The organism is Paenarthrobacter sp. NPDC056912 (assembly GCF_042786555.1).
GTDB lineage: Bacteria > Actinomycetota > Actinomycetes > Actinomycetales > Micrococcaceae > Arthrobacter.
In genome coordinates this window covers 52,767-70,358 of the sequence record NZ_JBHUCD010000010.1, presented here as the reverse complement: position 1 = coordinate 70,358, position 17,592 = coordinate 52,767, and the positions used below count along the sequence as shown (strand labels likewise).

Sequence of the window (17,592 nt, the reverse complement as noted above, 5' to 3'; positions counted from 1 at the left end):
CATGAAAAACCGAAAGTACACACTGGTCACCCTCGGCATTGTTTCCCTTCTGCTCACCGGTTGCGCAGCTGCCGCCAACCCTGGCGTGGGCAATTCTCAGCCTTCCCTAACAGCGACACCCACAGCTTCAGCCGGTCCCAGCGAGGCGTCCTTGATGGTTTGCGGTGACCAGCCCAAGGACCGGCTTAAAGCCATCCTGGACCTGGAAACAGCCCCTCACACGGTCAATGACTGGGCGAACAGCACCTTCACCTGCACCTACCATCTGGAGCAAGGCGCACTAATAATCTCGGTCAAGGAAGCAGCAGACCAAGCATCGGCACTGACCTACTTCGACGTCGAACAGGCGCTGGCCAAAGACGCCAAAGCAATCGAGGGCTTGGCCAATCTCGGCTTCCCCGCCTACGAAACCGCCGATGGGTCATCGGTCTTCCAAAAAGACAGTTTTGTCCTGAAAGTGGATGCATCGCATCTTCCCGCCACGATCGGACCAGACAACATCACCAGGAACGCCCTGGCATACCAGCTCTCCACCACCATCCTGGCTTGCTGGGTGGAACACCATTAACAGAGCACTCGGTTATGGATGACCTGCATCGATGCGGAGATCGCCTGTGGATACTTCTTCACTCCGGTCTTGTCCGGCGGCAATGACAGCCCTGTTGCGTCCCGTGGCTTTCGCCTCATAGAGGGCAGCGTCGGCAATGCCGATCATGCCCGCCAGCTCCGCATTCGTGCCCGCACTCGAAGCAATGCCATAGCTGGCCGTGGGGAATCCGGGTCCGTAGTCGGGGATTGACGCAGCCAACCTTCGGCTGATTTCGGTGGTAACCCGGCGCGCCCGATCCTGGTCGGCACCGGGAAGCATGATGATGAATTCTTCGCCGCCGTACCGGCAGACCAAGTCAGTGCTACGGACGGACGCGAGGCTGGCTTGGGCGAAGGCAACGATGACCTCGTCCCCGGCAGCGTGGCCGTAGGTGTCGTTGACGGTCTTGAAGTTGTCCAGGTCAGCCACGATGATGGTGACGATTGACCCGTCACCGCGTAGTCGACCCAGCTCACGCCCGGCGAGCTCAGTGAAGCCCTCCCTGTTCAGAATGCCGGTAAGTCCGTCCTTGGTGGCACGCTCCGTGAGCAGGCCGATCAACTGTTTGTTGCTGAGCTCGTTCATGCTGAACGACACGATGATCAACAGCGTGATAAGGACAACGCAGGTTACGGCGGGGCTGAAATAGCTCTGGAAGAACTGTCCGTGCGGTCCGTCGGCCAAGTAGGCAACGCTGCGGGCCAGGAAGTAGGCCACCACCGCGACCGCTGCCACCATCAACGGTTGCCGGGCTGTGGCCCTCTCCCCGCGAAGGAGTGCCAGTTCCCGGGCGGCCAAGGCCATGCCGGTTCCCATCATGGCCAAATAGACCACGCCGCCCGACCACGCATTTTCTGCCGGGTTGCCCACCATGGATGCCATGGCGGTGACGGTCGGGCCGGAGGCCAACTGCCACCACGGCGTGCCAAGCAACCGCAGGGAACGCGTGCTGGCCCACACACAGAACGCACCCCCAACCAGCAGGGAATTGCCTAACGGGTTGGCCCACCATTGATGTGGGGTTCCCGTCAGGAGGAACGATGCGTTTCCCACCAGCCAGAATCCGAGCGCCAGACACCACCAACCGGTGTACGGAGACCGGGTCCGCCTGAACGACCCCAAAAACAGCAAACACAGCGTGAACGTCACTACGCCCAAAGCCAGTTTCAGACTGACCGCATCCAGCACTGCTTCCCCCTTTGACACCACAGCTTAAACCACGGTGCGGATGCCTTCCAGCAGGGACGCGAAGAGACCTGAAATGATGTTGCCCAGCACACCTTCCTCCGCCCAGCGGGCGGATTGGAATAACGAACGAGGCAGGCATGTATAAGAAGCAAACGCGGTTTGGGGCCAACTACACGCCATCGCGGGGATGGTTCCACCACTGGCTGGACTTCAATATCGACGAAATCAGGTACGACCTCGACTCCATCGCCGGGCTGGGGCTGGACCATGTGCGGGTGTTTGCCCTGTGGCCGCACTTCCACCCGAACCGCTCGCTGATCAGGGGCCAGTCACTGGAAGACCTCCGCGCCATGGTGGACGCGGCCGCCGAACGGGGCCTCGACGTTTCCGTGGACGGCCTCCAAGGGCACCTGTCGAGCTTTGACTTCCTGCCGGCCTGGACCCAGACGTGGCACGCAAAGAACCTGTTCACAGACCCCAAAATCCTGGACGGCCAGGCTGCCTACCTGACGGCGCTGGCCGGTGCAGTGGCGGACCGCCCCAACTTCCTGGGAATGAGCCTGGGCAATGAATTCAGCCAGTTCAGTTCTGCAGTGCATCCACAGCAGAGCAAAGCCACGCCGGAGGAAGCCGAACATTGGGTGGCCACCATGCTGGCAGCCTGCGCCGCCGGAGCCCCCAACGCCCGGCACCACCATTCCGAGTACGACGCCGCCTTCTTCGACGGCCGGCACGGCTTCAACCCCGGCACCGCCCTGCAATACGGCTCCATGCCCACCGTGCACTCCTGGGTATTCAACAACACCGCCCAGACCTATGGCGGCATGAGCGAACAGAGCCTCCGCTTGGCCGAGTACCTGATCGAGCTGGCCCGCAGCTGGGCTCCGGACCCCGCCGGGCAGATTTGGCTGCAGGAAGTCGGGGCGCCCAGCCCGCATGTTGCAGCCTCCGACGCCGCCGAATTCTCCCGCCGCACGCTCGAGTACGCACTGGACTGCGAGAACCTCTGGGGCGTCACTTGGTGGTGTTCCCACGATGTAGACCGCGCCTTGCTGGACTTCCCGGAACTCGAATACAGCTTGGGCCTGCTGGCCAACAACCAGGAGGTCAAGCCCCAGGGAACAGCAGTCTCCGAGTTCGCCCGCCAGAACAGGGAACAGCCCGTCACCGCCAGGCCGCGATCCGCAGCGCTTGTGCTCGACGTCGGGAATGAAAGCACCGCTCCGGACCGCGCCCAATGCGCCCCCGGTGGAATGTTCTTCGAGGCCTGGATGTCACTGGCGATGGCCGGCGAGCGACCTGCCGTTGTGCTCGCTGGCAAGGCGCAGGACCACGATCACCTCGCGGCCCGGGGCATCACCGCGGTGTTGAACGTCGCCGACGTCGCATCCGGGGAATTCAAGCATTAAGCCAAGAGGTGCCCGGGAAGAATTCTCCCGGGCACCTCTTAGGCGGGTCTGCAGCTTGGGCGTCCGAGCCTACTCTTGTCCGAGTCCTGCGGCGGAGGTCTTTTTGCCTTCCACCTCGTTCAGGGCGCGGAGGTCGAAGATGCCGTTGATGTCGGCGGTTTTGGTGGTGCCGGCGTCAACACCGTCCTGCAGCAGCTTCTTGTACGTTCCGGCGAGCGGATCCGTGGTGAAGGTGATGTTCTTCAACGCCCGGTCGATCACGTTCGCCGGGAGGGGCTTGCCCGCGGTGTCCTTCAAGACAGCGTTGATGGTGCTCGCCTTCTCCTCGGCCGAGGCCGTGTTCAGCCAGTTCACCGATTCCACGTGGCCCTTCAGGAGCGCCTTCACCGTTTCGGGGTGTTCGGCAGCGAACTTCTTGTTCACGATCAAGATGGTGGTGGTGAACTCACCCTTCTCCCAGAGGTCCTTCTCGTCCACCAGGACCTTGGCCCCGGCCTCGAGGACCAAACGCGAGGCCCACGGCTCCGGCAACCACGCGCCGTCGAGCTTGCCGTCCTGGAACAACTTCAAGGACTGCGCGTTCTCGGTCGGGTTGATGTTGACGTCACCACTGCCATCGGTGTTGGTCTTGAACCCCTGATCCCCCAGCCACGCGCGCAGGGCCACGTCCTGGGTACCGCCAAGCTGCGGCGTGGCCAGCACCTTGCCCTTGAGGTCCGCCGCGGAGTTGATCTCCGGCTTGACCACCAACTGCGCCCCGCCCGAGGCCGCACCGGCAATGATGCTGATGGACTCGCCGTTGCTCTTGACGAACGAGTTGATGGCCGGGTTCGGGCCGATGTACGTGGCATCGATCGCGCCGGCATTCAGGGCCTCGATCGCGGCCGGACCGGCATTGAAGATCTGCGTGCTGAGCTTGGTCTGGCCCAGTTCCTTGGCGATGAAGCCCTTGCTGGTGCCAACCAACGCCGGGCCGTGGGTGACGTTGCTGAAATAGCCAAGCTTCAACTCAGCAGCCGGCGTCGTCGCCGGAACCGGAGCGGCCTGGTTATTGTTCTGCGACACAGCCGAAGCCACTGCAGCGCCGGCACCGATCAGCAAGACGATGCCCACCGCCAAACCGATCTGGAGGCTTCGACGACCTTTGGGCTTGGCCGGGGTTTGACCGGCGACGATGCGAGTGGACGAGCTGTCCTGGGGTGATGACACGGAGGTATTCCTTCGGGAAGAGTGCAGGCCTGCAAAAGCTCCAGGCCTTGGAACGGAGATGTGATGAGGATGCAGGGGATGATCCGCCGACACCCGGAGGGACGGCGGCGGGTAAGCCTGACCGTCCTCTTCGGGATCCTCTTGCGGCGGACTGTTGCTCTTCTTCAGAGCCGATGCATGGATTGAGATTACGTACGCCGCTGCATCGTGACAACGGGACGTGACATCACCGGTAACGAGGGGACGCGCGCATTAACGCATCGACGTGCGGCTTCATGTGGAGACAAGAAACGTCATCCAAGGCAGGCGTCCCGTCCAGACAGGAGACCTAGTTGAGATATGCGCGGAGCTCGCCGGCAGCAGCTTGCCGAATGGTCCCGGCAAGCTCCGCAATAAGGCGGGAATCGTCGGGCAGGTGCGTGACGGCGATGCGCAGATAGCCGCGGGTGGTGCCTTCGAGGAAAGCACGCCGGCCCTCCCCCAGCACTATGCCGTGGGCTGCCAGGTCCAGCAGGGCACGGGTTTCATCGGCCACTTCGACCCACACCATGAGGCCCTCCGGCGACGCCTCGGCCGTCAGTCCTTCAGCGTCCAGGGCTTCCAAGAGATTTCGACGGCGGCGCGAGTAGGCCCGGCGGGCCGCTTGGATGGCGAGGGTGGTCGCTTCGCCGTCGATCAGGTAAGCGAGGGCGTTCTGGAGTATCCGGCTGTTGACCGCTATGCCGTGGCTGCGTGCGGCGCGGGCCCGTTTGATGAGTTCGGCACTGCCACCCAGCGCTGAGGTGCGCAGGTCGATGCCGTAGGCCTTGCAGTAGGACCTGACACGCAAGACCCGATCGGGCAGGAGCGCGCCCATGCTGACAGAATCGTCCTCCGCCAGGGGGCCAAGGGAGTCGTCCTCGATGATCCACGTTTCTGTTTCCGCGAGGAGGGCTGCAAGCTCGTTGGCGCGTCGCTGGGTGACCGCGTGGTTTCGTCCGAACGGTCCGCTGGGCTGGTAAACGAAGGCTGTGGGGTGTTGTTCAAGTGCCGCAAGCAGGCTGGCCGGGATGGGGCCCTCCGTATCGCAGGCGACGCCGATCGGGGTGATGCCAAGGTCTCGCATCGTGTCCGCGATGCCGGGGATGACAGGTTCATCGATCGCCACCACGGAGCCCGGAGGGGCGGCCGCTTCGATGGACAACAGGACGGCCTCGGTTCCACCCCCGGCGGTAGAAAATTCCTGGGCGGGAAACGGCCACGTGCGCTCCAGGGCTTCCCTCAAGGGCACTGTGACCTGGTCGCGGCGGATGTCGTGAAGGTTATCGGTATCAAGTCCGGCCAGGAGGGCGTCCCTCAGGTCCAGTTGCAGGCTGAGGTCGGCCTGACCGCTCACCAAGTCCGTCTGCTGCCAACCTGGGAACCGTGGAGCCGCTGCCGTGAGGATGCCGCCGTCGGGCGTTTTCGGATGGTGCGGGTCCGCCACAAAGCTGCCTCCCCGGCCGCGGGTGACGATGAGGCCGCGGTCCCTGAGCACTGACCAAGCGTCCGCGAGGAAGTGCAGGGGTACCTTTGCGGTCTTTGACAAGGACCGGAGCGTCGGAAGTTGCTTACCCGGTTTCAGCTCTCCATCAAGGATCATTCCGGCAAGCGAGGACGCGATGGCTTCAGCCGTTTGGCCGGTGATCCGTTGCGCGATCCGTTCTGTTGCTCCGCCGCTCTGCAGGGTTTGCACGACCACGTGTGAATGTCCTTCCGAAATGTTATGTGAACGGTACCGCAGCCTGGGCTCAAACCCGGACGGGCTCCGCAGGCACGGCTTTGGCGTGCCTGTTCAACGGCACGGCGAGTTCAAGGTTGCCCCGCAAGGTGTCGGATTCGTAGTTTTCACGGAAGATTCCCCGCCGTACCAGGGACGGAACAACGTCTTGCCGGAAGCGCCGGAAGTCTTCGGGGTCGCTGACAAAGAGGTTGAACCCGTCGGCCGCGCCGAGGCGGTACCAGCGTTCGATCTCGGCGGCGACAGTCTCCGCCGTGCCGGAGAAGTGGGCGTAGGTATCTTGGTGCAGCAGGATGGTTTCGCGTAGCGTCAGGCCCGCTTCGCGGGCGTGCGTGATCACTTCAGCTGTGGTGGAGGAGACGACGGCGGCGGCGAGGTCCGGGAACGGCTGATCAGGGTCATACACGGTGAAGTCGTGGCCGCCGAAGAATCGGCTGAGTGTTGCAAGGCGGCGCTCCAAGGGCACGTCCTCCCGGCGTCGGTCAGCTTCCCGTCGGGCTTGGTCGTCGGTGTCGCGGATGGTCACGCCCAGGGCTGGAATGAAAAGCAGGTCCTGCGGGTTTCGGCCGGCCGCTGCGGCCCGTTCCCGGACATCGGCGGCAAAGTCCAACGCCCAGTCGCTCGTCTTGGCGAAACTGAAGATGACTTCACCCTTGGTGGCGCTCAGCTCGCGGCCTTGCTCGGAGGTCCCTGCCTGGACAAGGACCGGCTGTCCTTGCCGCGATCTGCTGACATTCAGCGGCCCCGTGACGGAGAAGAATTCGCCAACATGCTCCAGCCGGTGGAGCTTCGAGGGGTCAAGGAATCGCTGGGATGACTTGTCGGTGGCGAACGCGTCGTCTTCGTACGAGTCCCACAGCCCGGTCACGACGTCGATGCTTTCTGTAGCCCGCCGGTATCGGGTGGCATAGTCGCCATGGCTGTCGCGGCTGAAGTTGCCTGCGGTACCCGGGTCGAAACTGGTCACGATGTTCCAGGCAGCCCTGCCATCGCTGATCAGGTCCAGGGACGCCAAACGTCGGGCGATGTCCCACGGTTCGGAGTAGGTGGTGCTGACCGTGGCCACCAGGCCGATGCGCTCGGTGTTGACCGCGACGGCGGCAAGCAGGGTTGTCGGTTCCAGCCGGTTCAGGTGATGGTTGGGATAGCCGGGGTCTATGTACTGGCTGTCGACGATGAAGACAAAGTCAAAGTGTGCATCCTCGGCCTGCCGGGCTTGCCGAACGTACCAGTCGATGCTGACGCTGGCGGTCGTGGAGATCTCGGGGTGGCGCCATAACTCCGAGTCTTCGGCGCCTCCGACGCCGTGCAGGACGGCCCCGAGCTTGAGTGCCCGCCGCCCGTCCACAGCCGGGGGTGCAGTCTGGTCATTGTTGATTCTCATCGTGCTGCTTCCAGGGTGAGGGCTTCACGCAGTTCGCGCCGGCGTTGCCGTGAGACCGCGCCGGTGGTCAGCGTCGGGGCGGACCCGACCAGGAGCTGTGTGTAGGGGTGTTGTGGGTCGTTCAGGATTTCGTGGGTGGGCCCGTGTTCGACGACGTTTCCCCTGTACATGACCACCACCCGGTCAGCGAGCCCGGCGACCGAGCCAAGGTCGTGCGAGATGAAGAGCTGGGCGAAACCTTTGGATTCCCGGAGCCCCAGGAGCAGTTCCAGGACCTGGATGCGGTTTGCCGAGTCCAGGGCGCTGACCGGTTCGTCCAGAAGCAGAAGGCCGGGTTCCAGCACCAGTGCCCGGGCGATGGTGACCCGTTGACGTTGACCTCCGGAGAGTTCATGCGGGCGGCGTTCGGCCAGGTCCGGGTCCAACGCCACGGACAGCAGGCTCTCGGCCACCTTGGCCTTGAGCTCGAACGGACTCAGCCCGCCACGGACCAAGAGTCCCTCGGCTATCGATTCACCGATGCTGATTTCCGGGTCCAGGCTGAGGAGGGGGTCTTGAAAGACGTACTGCAGGGATCGGCGGCGCCGGAATTCGCGCTGTTGGCGACCCTTGAGGGCGCTGATGTCGGTGCCTTGGAAGCGGATGGTGCCCCCGGTGACGGGGAGCAGGCCCAGGATGGCCCGGGCAAGCGTGGTCTTGCCGGAGCCGCTCTCGCCGACGAGGCCCACCACTTCCCCGGGGTCGATGGTCAGGTCGACGCCGTGCAGGATGCGCTTGCGCTTGTGTCCGTGGCCGAGCGCAACCTCAACGCCGGCCACCTCAAGAAGCGGCCGTATGGGCAGGGGTTCGCGAACACTTGTCTCAGGCAAGGCTCTCCTCCTTGGTCAGGAAGCGCTCGATGCCGAAACGGTGGTGGTTCTCGACGAGCAGCCGGGTGTACGGGTGGGATGGTTGAGTCAGGACCTGCGCTGTTGGACCGGCCTCCACGATGTGACCGTCCCGCATGACGATGATGTGGTCGCAGGCCTGGGCGACCACCGCGAGGTCATGGGACACCAGGACGAGGGCCAGGCCCAGTTCGGTCTGCAGGTCTTCCAGGAGGTCGAGCACTTCGGCCTGCACGGTGACATCCAGTGCGGTGGTGGCTTCGTCGGCGATCAGCAGTTCGGGACTGGCCGAGACCGCGATCGCAATGAGAACGCGTTGAAGCATCCCGCCGGAGAGTTCAAAGGGGTACTGCCGGTAGACGGCGTCTGCGTCGTGCAGCCCGAGGTGGCGGAGCAACTCCAGTCCCCGTGTTTTGGCGGCTTTTCGGGACATCCCCAGGGTTGCGCGGAGCGCTTCAGACAGTTGGTTCCCGACGGTCAGCGAGGGGTTGAGGTAGGAGGCGGGGTCCTGGAAGACCGCTGAAATCCTGGATCCGCGGAGCGGCCTCCAGTCCTTGGGTTCGAACGCGGTGAGCTCGTGCCTGCCGAAGCGGATGGAACCGGAAGTGACAGCGAGCCCGTCAGGCAGGATTCCGAGGATGGCGCGGCACGTCAGGGATTTTCCGCTGCCGGATTCACCGACGATGCCCAGGGTCTGGCCGTGGTGGACGGTGAAGGAGACACCCTTGACCAGTTCAGTTCCGTCTTCGGTGCTGAGGCGGAGGCCGGAAACTTCCAGCACGGGCCCACCGTTGGTGGTGTGGTCAGTTGGCATGTTGCGTCACTGCCTTTCGTCGCGGTGCGGGGGAAGCTGCGGGAGCTTGCCGTGCTGGTTGCCCGGTGGCGTCCCGGAGTGCGTCCGAGAGGGCGTTCAGTGCCCAGACGGTGGCGATGATGACAGCGGCCGGTGCAAGCGGTCCGTAGGGGCGCTGGTAGAGGTTTTGCAGGTCTGTTGCGAGCAGGCCGCCCCACGTTGGTTCCGGTGGAACGATCCCGATGCCCAAAAACGTCAGGGAAGAAACGATGACCAGGCTCACGCCTGTCATGGACGCAGTGGTCACGGCGACCGCCGGCAGGACCTTGCGCAGGACGTGCCTGGCGACGACCCACCGGGTCGAGGCGCCGAAGAGCCGGGCAGCTTCAACATATTGGGAGTTGGCGACGTTCAGGGCGGAGGCCCTGGCCACCCGGTAGAAACCGGGGGCTATGAGGATTCCGACGGCGAACATCGCCTGGACGAGGCCGTTGCCGAGCAGGGCGGTCATCGCGATGGCGAAAACGAGGAACGGCAGCGTGATCAGGGCATCCATGAACCGCAGCGACAACCATTCAAAGGACCGTCCGAAGTAGACGGAGAACAGTCCCGGTACGACGCCGAGGACCAATCCGACGGCGACAGCCTCCAAAGCGGCAAGAACCGAGACGGTGGATCCGGCGAGCAGGCGGCTGAAGACGTCCCGGCCCAGGGCGTCCGTCCCCAGCCAATGCTCGGCGCTGGTTCCCTTGAGGATCTGTGCAGAGTTTTGTGCCAACGGGTCCTGCGGGGCCAGCAGCGGTCCGAAGATGGCAAGGATCGCGACGGCGGCCAGCACCATGAGGGCGACGCGGGCGCTTCGGTAGCGGAGGAAGGTGGCGGTCATGGCTGGTTTCTCCTCCGGGAGGCTGGTTGCAGCCCGCCTTGGACGATGTTGATGAGGACGCTGGAGATCAGCACGAAGATGATCGCGACCACCAGTGTGCCCTGCACGATCGGGACGTCCCCGCGGAGGGCGGACGTTGCTGACAGTGTGCCGAAGCCGGGCATGGTGAAGATCGTTTCGGTGACGACTGCACCGCCGATCAGGGCTGGAATTTTCATGCCGAGAATTGCCAGCGCGGGTGAGCTTCCGTTGCGCAGGGCATGGACGAAGAGGATGCGGGGCCGGCTGAGTCCGCGGACCACGGCTCCGGTGATGTAGTTCTGTTGCAGCGCCTCCACCATGCCTGTGCGCAGTTGCCGGGCAATGTCGGCCACAACGTCCACGCTGAGGGCGAGGGCCGGCATGATGATCAGCGAGAACCAGCGCCCAAGGTTTTCCGATGGCGGAACGTAACCGGCGGAGGGAAGGATACGCAGCCAGAGGCTGAAGACGATGATGAGTCCGATGGACAGGACGAACGGTGGCAGGGTGGAGACGATGGAGGTGAAGGCCGTGACTGTGCGGTCAATCCACGTGCCTTGCTTCAGGGCCGCGAGCAACCCCAGGAGGACCCCGAGAACGATTCCGATGACCAGGGCGAGCCCGGCCACGGATGCGCTGACAGCGAGCCGTTGTCCGATGAGTTCGCTGACCGGGACCTTGTTGAACCAGGAAATGCCGAGGTCCCCGGTGAAGATCCCTGCCATCCAGTTCGCATACTGCTGCCAGACAGGAAGGTCCAATCCGAATTCGGCGTTGATGCGGGCGATGGTTTCGGGGCTTGCTTCGTCCCCGGCGATCCCTGCCGCGGGGTTTAGCCCGCTGGCTGCGCCCAGCAGGAACGTGATGAGCGTTGAGAACACGAAGACCGGGACAACGATCGCCACTGTGGACAGCAACCAGCGAACTGCCGTGGCCGCATGGGCGCGACGCACCGCGGACGCGGACCGGGGTTGCGGTCTTGGCGCCGGGGACCAGCGTTGGGTTGTGGTGAGGGTGCTCATGCGTTCACTTCCGGGACGGGGATCGGGAGGGCCGTTGTGGTGCGGGAGGAACCGGCTCCCGCACCACCAGGGGTTACTTGACGGTGACGCCTTCCCAGCGGATCTGTGATGGGAGGATCTGCAGGTTGGCCAGGTTCGGGTTGGAAACGACTACCCACGGGTTGCTGTACAGGTAGTTCGTGGGTGACTGCTTCACGCCTTCGACGACGGCTGCGTGCAGGACGTCCTTGTACTCCGCTGAGTCCAGGGGTGTGTTCCGCACGACGTCGAGGGCTTTGAGGAATGCCGAATCAGCATGCGGACCACTCAGGTTCATGATTCCTTCCGGCCCGTAGGTGGCCAGCAGGTTCTGCACCGGGGATTCCCGGCCGATGGTTCCATCCACGGCAAGGACCGGGTTCTTGGCGATGTAGACCTCGTTCTGCCAGGTGGATGATCCTGCCGGTACCAGTTTGATGTCCGAGGTCACGCCGATCTTCTTCAACTGTGCCTGGACAACCTCGGCAGCTGCTTCGCTGAATGCGCCCGCTGTGATGGTCAGCGAAAGCTTTCCGGGGCCATACCCGGCTTCGTCGAGAAGCTTTGCCGCGCGGTCGGCGTCGTAATCCCACAGCTTTTCGGCCTCGGGTGCAAAAGCGACGTACCCGTCAGGGAACGGCTGGTGGGTGACGCTGCCGTGGCCGGCGGTGAGGACGTTGACGAATTCCTGCCGGTCGAACGCATACCGGAACGCCTCAACCACCTTGGGGTTGTTGAAGGGTTCCTTGTTCAGGTTGATGGAGACATCGCTGGCGGCCAGCGAGGGCTTGATGTCGACCGACAGGCCAGCGGCTTTCGCCTCGTCCACCTTGCGTGCCGGGAGGGTGGCGACGTCGATGGATCCGGACTGGACGCCCGCCACCAAGGTTGCCGCGTCCGGAGCGAGGGAAAGTTCGAACCGGTCGATGTGGATGTTCGCCGCGTCCCAGTAGTCTTCGTTCTTCTTGAAGTAGGCGTGGGATTCAGGAACGAAGTCGACTATCTCGAACGGACCCGCACCTACAGGCCAGAGGCTCAACTTGGCCGTGTCCGTCGCGGCTGCCGTCGGACTGGAGATGGCCCCCGTGCGTCCTGCCACCAAGTAAGGGATCTGGTAGTCCGGTGCCGCCAGGTGCAGGGTGACCTCGAGGGCGCTGTCCACGGTGATGTCCTTCACGGTGGCCAGCTGGTCCCGGAGGAAGGAGTCCTTCTGCGTCTTGCCGCGGTCGTAGAACTTCTTGACGGCGTCGGCGTCGAGTTTGGTGTCATCGGTGAACGTGAGGCCGTCGCGGAGTTTGAACGTGACCGCGGTTCCGGTGGCGTTGTACTTCCAGCTTTCGGCGAGGGCAGGCTGGACGTTGCCTTCAGCGTCGAGCTTGGTCAGCGACGCGTAGGCGAGGCTGATGGTGTTGATGTCGTTGCCGGTACGGCTGGTGACCGGGTCCCATGACGTCGGCAGGCTGAACGCCCATTTAACGACAGCGGGTTCTTTGCTCCCTTCCGCTGATTCGGCGTTACCACCGCAGCCGGTGGCGAGAACAGCTATTGCCATTCCGGCCGCCAGTGCGCGGATGAGCCGCTGATTTCCTAGTTTCACGAGTGTGCTCCTGTTGGGTGTTTTCCGGGCCGGATGCTTCGGCCTGTGATGGTGCGATGGGTTAGCTGGGGGTGCCTGCGAGGACGGGTGCCGCCGCCTGGGTATGGACGTTGGCGGGGATGGGCAGGCCGAGGTTCTCCCTGAGCGTGGTGCCCCGGTAGTCCTCCGGCACGATCCCGCGTTCACGCAGGATCGGGAGGACTTCGTCATTGAAACGGGCGAATTCGCTCGGAGCGGTGATGTGGATGTTCAGCCCATCGAAGGCACCGGCAAGGAACCACTCCTCGATCTCGGCCGCTACCGACCGGGCTGTCCCCACGAAGGGGCCCGGCTTGTAGCCGAAGAGGTGCTCGACGGTTTCACGCAAGGTCAGGGAATTCTCCTTGGCGGTGCGTTTGATGCTGTCAGCGTGGGTCTTGAAGCTGTCGTTGCCCAGGTCCCCGAGTTCAGGGAAGGGGGCATCAAGGTCGTACTGGCTGAAGTCGTGCCAGCCGAAGGGCCTGCCGAGCAGGGCGATCTTTTGCTCCAGGGTGGAGGTCTCGCGGCGGCTCTCTTCATGGGCGCGGGCTTCCTCCACAGTGTCCCTGATGATGGGGCTGACCCCGGGCATGATGAGGACCTGGTCGGCGTCCCGTCCGGCGTCCGCGACGCGGCGGCGGATGTCGTCGCGGAACGCGTTTCCCTCTGCCGCAGTGGCTGCATGGGTGAAGATGGCGTCCGCGATGCCGGCCCCGAGCTGCCGTCCTTCTTCCGAGTCGCCGGCTTGGAAAATCACCGGCTGTCCCTGCGGTGAGCGGTCCAGGTTCAGTGGACCCTCCACCTGGAAGTACCGGCCGGCGTGGTCGAGCTTGTGCTGCTTGGCCGGATCGAAGAACACGCCGGCTTCCTTGTCACGGGGGAAGGCGCCCTCCTCGTAGGAGTTCCACAAGCCCTGGGCGACCTGCACGTGCTCCAGTGCGCGGCCGTAGCGGTGTTCGTAGTCGTAGTGTTCATCCCGGCTGAAGTTGCGGGCAGTTCCGCCGTCCCCGGTGGCCACGACGTTCCATCCGGCCCGGCCTTTGCTGATCAAGTCCAGCGAGGCGAGCCGGCGTGCCACGTTGAATGGCTCGTTGTAGGAGGTGCTGATGGTGGCAACCAGGCCGATGTTCCGTGTTACCAGGGCCAGTGCCGAGAGCAGCGTCAGCGGTTCGAAGCGGTTGAGGTAGTGGTTCGGGGAACGGTCGGTGATGTATTGGCTGTCCACAATGAACAGAAGGTCGAACTTGGCTGCTTCGGCCTGGCGGGCCAGGGCGGTGTACCAGTCGATGTTCACGCTGGCATCGCCGGGGATCTCCGGACTCCGCCAGGACCATTGGTCCCCCGGGCCGCCGACACCCATCAGTACGGCACCGAGTTTGAGCTGACGTTCAGTCATAACAATCCTCCAAACAAAATTGGGTTTGGCGCTACATGGCGGCCCACAACCGGAAACGAAACGATCTTGAGGGCAATTGTTCGGCCATGAAAGAAGCCTCGGCAACCTTTGTGAACAGTGATGAATTCCCGTGAACAAAGGCGATATTCCGGCGACGCAAGGGGAAACAGAACGACTTGAAAAGTCGCACGAAGACAAAACATTGGCCTTTTTGTTTCGGCAAACAAATACTCGAAACCGCAAACAAAGTTTCGCCAGCCCCTTGAAAGGAACTCCGTGACAACCTCAGATGAGGCCCTCAGCCTGGCCACCCGCCAGATCCACGCGGGGTATGTGCCAGGGACTGTCCAGAACACTGCGGTGGTTCCGATCTACCAGTCGGCCGCGTTCGAGTTCGAGAACTTCGAGGCCGCCAAGGAGATCTTCGCGCTGCGCCGCACCGGCAATTTGTACGGCAGGGCGGGCAACCCGACAGCCGCCGTGCTGGAACAGCGGATAGCAGACCTCGACGGCGGTGCCGGCGCTTTGGCGACGGGCTCTGGACAGTCTGCAGTCGCCGTCGCGCTTCTTGCGTTGGTCCGCAACGGCCAGCACATAGTGGCCTCCAGCAGCCTTTACGGCGGCACCGTGGATCTCCTCACCGACACGTTCCCTGACTTCGGGATCGATGTCACTTTGGTTGATCCGCTGGATCCCGATGCCTGGCAGTTGGCCGTACGTGAGGACACGCGGGCCTTCTTCGTTGAATCCGTCAGCAATCCGGTGGCTTCATTGCCGGACCTGCGGGTTCTGGCGGAGACGGCACACGCGAACAACATCCCGTTGGTTGTGGACAACACCGTCCCCACCCCGGTACTGCTGCGACCCATCGAGCATGGCGCAGACGTAGTGGTCTATTCGGCGACCAAGTTCCTTGGCGGCCACGGCACGTCCCTGGCAGGACTGATCGTTGACTCCGGGAACTTCGACTTCGGAGCCCGCCCCGAACGCTGGGCCCTCTATACCCAACCGTACGAACGCTTTGGCGGCATCGTATTCAACGACGCCTTCACCGGAGCGCGGACACCGTTCCTGACACTGGCCAGGGCGCGCGTCGTCCACGACCTAGGACCATCCTTGTCACCTTTCAACGCTTTCCAGATCCTCCAGGGCCTGGAAACCCTGGACCTGAGGATCAGCCGCCACACCGACTCAGCATTGCAGGTAGCCCGCTTCCTCGACGCCCACCCGGCTGTCACCCGTGTCCACCACCCCGGCCTTCCAGGACACCCGCAACACGGCGACGCGGGACGGCTCTTCCCCGACGGCATCGGCTCAGTGTTCTCCTTTGACCTTGCCGCCGAACCGGCCCACGTGGGCCCGTTCATCGACAGCCTGGAGATCTTCCGGCTGGTCGCCAATATCGGGGATGCCCGCTCGCTGGTCATTCACCCGGCCACCACTACCCATAGCCGCTTCACGGCAGGACAATTCGCTGCCGCGGGAATCGGCCCCACCACCATCCGCCTTTCGATAGGCCTCGAGGCCGTCGGAGACCTGATCGCCGATCTCCGAGGCGCCCTCGACGCCGTCGCCGCCTTCGAGACATCAGGCACCGCCCGCAATCCCAAGGAGAAAGCATGAAGTTCGGATACTGGACGCCCGTCTACGGCGGTTTCCTGCGCAATGTGGAGCAAGAAGACATGTCCGCCACCTGGAAGTACGTCAAAGACGTCAGCCTCCGCGCCGACCGGCTTGGCTACGAGCTGACACTGGTACCCGAGCTGTACCTCAACGACCGCAAAGGCACTGACGCGCCCAGCCTGGAGGCGTGGTCGTTGGCGGCCTCCATCGCCGCCGTCACCGAAAATCTGGAGGTCATGACGGCCATCCGTCCCGGCTTCCACAACCCCGCGGTGACCGCCAAGACCGTCTCGACTCTTCAGGACATCAGCAACGGCCGGCTCTCACTCAATGTCGTGTCTGCCTGGTGGGCCGAAGAAGCACGCCAGTATGGCGGCCAATTCGCCGAACACGACGCAAGGTACGTGCAGTCCACAGAGTTCGTCGATGCCTTGCGGGGCCTGTGGAGCACCACCCCTTTCAGCCAGTCCGGCGAATACTACGACCTCGCCGACGTCGTACTCTCCCCCAAACCTAGCCACAGGCCGCACATCTACGCCGGCGGAGAATCGGAAGGCGGTCGTGAAGCCATCGCCGCGTTCGCCGACTCCTATGTCACGCACGGAGGAACCGTGGAGGAGCTGCGTACCAAGACTTCCGACCTGAACGCCCGCCGCCGTCGCCTTCAAGGCGCTGACTTCGAACAAATAGGAATGAGCGCCTACGTCATCATCCGGGACACAGAAGCCGAGGCCCAGGCCGAACTGGATCGGATCACCACAGTGGACCCTTCCTCCCCCGGCTACGCCTCCTTCGAAGAATTTGTGGCGCACTCCAATCTGGACATCGAGTTGTCCAAACGCGAATACTCCGTAGGCACCCGGGGCCTGCGCCCCAATCTCGTCGGCACAGCGGAGCAGGTGGCCGAGAAGATCAACGCTTTCCAAGACGCCGGAGTGAGCCTCCTGCTTATCCAATCCTCGCCGCTGCACTCCGAGCTGGAACGAATCGCCGAGCAGCTGTTCCCGCTGGTTGGAAACCCGGCCCGCACCGCAGCTGCAGTCTCCTAGGAAGGTCCACTCATGACAGCCGTCACCACCCATGACACAGAGCCGGCAATCGGCTCGGCATTCTGGGAAACCCCTGCCGGAGTGAACCCTCGCGGCACACTGATAGTGCTGACCGGCCGCGGGGAACACTCGGGCATCTATGCGCGGCTCGGCCGACGTCTCTCCAGCGACGGATACCGTGTACACGTCGTCGAGACCGGCAGTTCAGGCCAAGGACGCGAACGGACCGCAGAGCTGTTGGCCTCATCGGACCCGCGCACGCCTCGCGTCATCGTCGGATCGGATACCGGTGCGGCCGCCGCTTTGGCAGCGGGCGCACCGGGCCCGAAAGGCAAGGCCCGCCCCGACGCGATCATCGTCGCCGCGCTCCCCCTCGGAACCGCGGTAACAGCGCTGCCGGACGCCGAGGCACGGAGCGCCTGCCCGGTGCATCGCGGGCTGTTCTCAGACACAGCAAACCTGAACCCCGGAGCCCTGGCCGCGCCTCTTGGCCACCTTGACCTCCCGGTACCCGAAACAGTCGCCCCACCGGTATTGGTCTTTCATGGAGAAGCCGACCCCGTCGTGCCAGCCGCCGACGCCGCCCGCTGGGCAGCCAGGCTGCCTCGGGGGCGATTTGTGGAGACAACCGGCGGGCTGAGGGACGCCTTCAATGACGTCTCCCACCGAAGCGTCGCCGCCACCGTGGTCCTGTTCCTTGAAGACCTTCGCACCGGAGGACCCAACCTCAAGTAGCACGCGAGC

The 17,592-nt window shown here is 63.8% G+C and carries 15 protein-coding genes; 5 read left to right on the top strand and 10 right to left on the bottom strand.

The genetic code is table 11. The annotated features are described in order from the left end of the window. Position 1 precedes the first annotated feature (1 nt). Entirely contained in the window at positions 2–568 is a 567-nt protein-coding gene (locus ACFRJ9_RS12535; RefSeq protein WP_377668235.1) for a hypothetical protein, read from the top strand. Between the two features lie 12 nt (positions 569–580). Here the strand turns inward: ACFRJ9_RS12535 and ACFRJ9_RS12530 are convergent, their stop codons facing one another. Then, entirely contained in the window at positions 581–1,642 is a 1,062-nt protein-coding gene (locus ACFRJ9_RS12530) for a GGDEF domain-containing protein (RefSeq protein WP_377668233.1), read from the bottom strand. Between the two features lie 272 nt (positions 1,643–1,914). Here ACFRJ9_RS12530 and ACFRJ9_RS12525 point away from each other — a divergent pair, with 272 nt between their 5' ends. Further along, positions 1,915–3,186: a glycosyl hydrolase gene (locus tag ACFRJ9_RS12525; RefSeq protein ID WP_377668231.1), complete on the top strand. Its 1,272-nt coding sequence runs from the start codon at positions 1,915–1,917 to the stop codon at positions 3,184–3,186. A gap of 69 nt (positions 3,187–3,255) precedes the next feature. On the opposite strand, the gene ACFRJ9_RS12520 is transcribed toward ACFRJ9_RS12525, so the two are convergent. From ACFRJ9_RS12520 to ACFRJ9_RS12480, 9 genes are all read right to left on the bottom strand, one after another. Next, positions 3,256–4,395 (bottom strand): ABC transporter substrate-binding protein, encoded by a 1,140-nt coding sequence (locus tag ACFRJ9_RS12520; RefSeq protein ID WP_377668228.1) that lies wholly within the window; start codon positions 4,393–4,395, stop codon positions 3,256–3,258. A gap of 328 nt (positions 4,396–4,723) precedes the next feature. Continuing rightward, the gene (locus ACFRJ9_RS12515) at positions 4,724–6,115 is read right to left on the bottom strand and encodes an aminotransferase class I/II-fold pyridoxal phosphate-dependent enzyme (protein WP_377668226.1); all 1,392 of its coding nucleotides are present in this window, start codon (positions 6,113–6,115) and stop codon (positions 4,724–4,726) included. Between the two features lie 49 nt (positions 6,116–6,164). Further along, entirely contained in the window at positions 6,165–7,538 is a 1,374-nt protein-coding gene (locus tag ACFRJ9_RS12510; RefSeq protein ID WP_377668224.1) for an NtaA/DmoA family FMN-dependent monooxygenase, read from the bottom strand. Continuing rightward, positions 7,535–8,407: an ABC transporter ATP-binding protein gene (locus tag ACFRJ9_RS12505; RefSeq protein WP_377668222.1), complete on the bottom strand. Its 873-nt coding sequence runs from the start codon at positions 8,405–8,407 to the stop codon at positions 7,535–7,537. The genes ACFRJ9_RS12510 and ACFRJ9_RS12505 overlap by 4 nt, the downstream gene beginning before the upstream one ends. Further along, on the bottom strand, positions 8,400–9,239 hold the full coding sequence (locus tag ACFRJ9_RS12500) for an ABC transporter ATP-binding protein (RefSeq protein ID WP_377668219.1): 840 nt from the start codon (positions 9,237–9,239) through the stop codon (positions 8,400–8,402). The genes ACFRJ9_RS12505 and ACFRJ9_RS12500 overlap by 8 nt, the downstream gene beginning before the upstream one ends. Then, positions 9,229–10,104: an ABC transporter permease gene (locus ACFRJ9_RS12495; RefSeq protein ID WP_377668216.1), complete on the bottom strand. Its 876-nt coding sequence runs from the start codon at positions 10,102–10,104 to the stop codon at positions 9,229–9,231. The genes ACFRJ9_RS12500 and ACFRJ9_RS12495 overlap by 11 nt, the downstream gene beginning before the upstream one ends. Further along, positions 10,101–11,147 (bottom strand): ABC transporter permease, encoded by a 1,047-nt coding sequence (locus tag ACFRJ9_RS12490; protein ID WP_377668213.1) that lies wholly within the window; start codon positions 11,145–11,147, stop codon positions 10,101–10,103. The genes ACFRJ9_RS12495 and ACFRJ9_RS12490 overlap by 4 nt, the downstream gene beginning before the upstream one ends. Before the next feature lie 73 nt (positions 11,148–11,220). Beyond that, positions 11,221–12,762 carry an ABC transporter substrate-binding protein gene (locus ACFRJ9_RS12485; RefSeq protein ID WP_377668210.1) on the bottom strand — a complete coding sequence of 514 codons (1,542 nt, stop codon included), beginning with the start codon at positions 12,760–12,762 and terminating at the stop codon, positions 11,221–11,223. 61 nt (positions 12,763–12,823) lie between these two features. Then, on the bottom strand, positions 12,824–14,176 hold the full coding sequence (locus tag ACFRJ9_RS12480) for an LLM class flavin-dependent oxidoreductase (protein WP_377668207.1): 1,353 nt from the start codon (positions 14,174–14,176) through the stop codon (positions 12,824–12,826). A gap of 276 nt (positions 14,177–14,452) precedes the next feature. Between ACFRJ9_RS12480 and ACFRJ9_RS12475 the strand changes: the two genes are divergently transcribed. Genes ACFRJ9_RS12475 through ACFRJ9_RS12465 form a run of 3 tightly spaced genes read left to right on the top strand, consistent with a single transcriptional unit; the run spans position 14,453 to position 17,583 of the window. Further along, entirely contained in the window at positions 14,453–15,799 is a 1,347-nt protein-coding gene (locus ACFRJ9_RS12475) for an O-acetylhomoserine aminocarboxypropyltransferase/cysteine synthase family protein (protein WP_377668204.1), read from the top strand. Beyond that, positions 15,796–16,848 (top strand): LLM class flavin-dependent oxidoreductase, encoded by a 1,053-nt coding sequence (locus ACFRJ9_RS12470; protein ID WP_377668201.1) that lies wholly within the window; start codon positions 15,796–15,798, stop codon positions 16,846–16,848. Before ACFRJ9_RS12475 ends, ACFRJ9_RS12470 begins: the two co-directional genes overlap by 4 nt. A 12-nt stretch (positions 16,849–16,860) precedes the next feature. Further along, positions 16,861–17,583: an alpha/beta hydrolase gene (locus ACFRJ9_RS12465; protein ID WP_377668198.1), complete on the top strand. Its 723-nt coding sequence runs from the start codon at positions 16,861–16,863 to the stop codon at positions 17,581–17,583. The last annotated feature ends 9 nt before the right edge of the window (positions 17,584–17,592 follow it).

What these genes read in the sequence shown, in the direction of transcription:
- ACFRJ9_RS12510 (WP_377668224.1), bottom strand. Translation starts at nt 7,538, where the DNA reads ATGAGAATCAACAATGACCAGACTGCACCCCCGGCTGTGGACGGGCGG.
- ACFRJ9_RS12470 (WP_377668201.1), top strand. Translation starts at nt 15,796, where the DNA reads ATGAAGTTCGGATACTGGACGCCCGTCTACGGCGGTTTCCTGCGCAAT.
- ACFRJ9_RS12480 (WP_377668207.1), bottom strand. Translation starts at nt 14,176, where the DNA reads ATGACTGAACGTCAGCTCAAACTCGGTGCCGTACTGATGGGTGTCGGC.
- ACFRJ9_RS12535 (WP_377668235.1), top strand. Translation starts at nt 2, where the DNA reads ATGAAAAACCGAAAGTACACACTGGTCACCCTCGGCATTGTTTCCCTT.
- ACFRJ9_RS12490 (WP_377668213.1), bottom strand. Translation starts at nt 11,147, where the DNA reads ATGAGCACCCTCACCACAACCCAACGCTGGTCCCCGGCGCCAAGACCG.
- ACFRJ9_RS12465 (WP_377668198.1), top strand. Translation starts at nt 16,861, where the DNA reads ATGACAGCCGTCACCACCCATGACACAGAGCCGGCAATCGGCTCGGCA.
- ACFRJ9_RS12495 (WP_377668216.1), bottom strand. Translation starts at nt 10,104, where the DNA reads ATGACCGCCACCTTCCTCCGCTACCGAAGCGCCCGCGTCGCCCTCATG.
- ACFRJ9_RS12500 (WP_377668219.1), bottom strand. Translation starts at nt 9,239, where the DNA reads ATGCCAACTGACCACACCACCAACGGTGGGCCCGTGCTGGAAGTTTCC.
- ACFRJ9_RS12525 (WP_377668231.1), top strand. Translation starts at nt 1,915, where the DNA reads ATGTATAAGAAGCAAACGCGGTTTGGGGCCAACTACACGCCATCGCGG.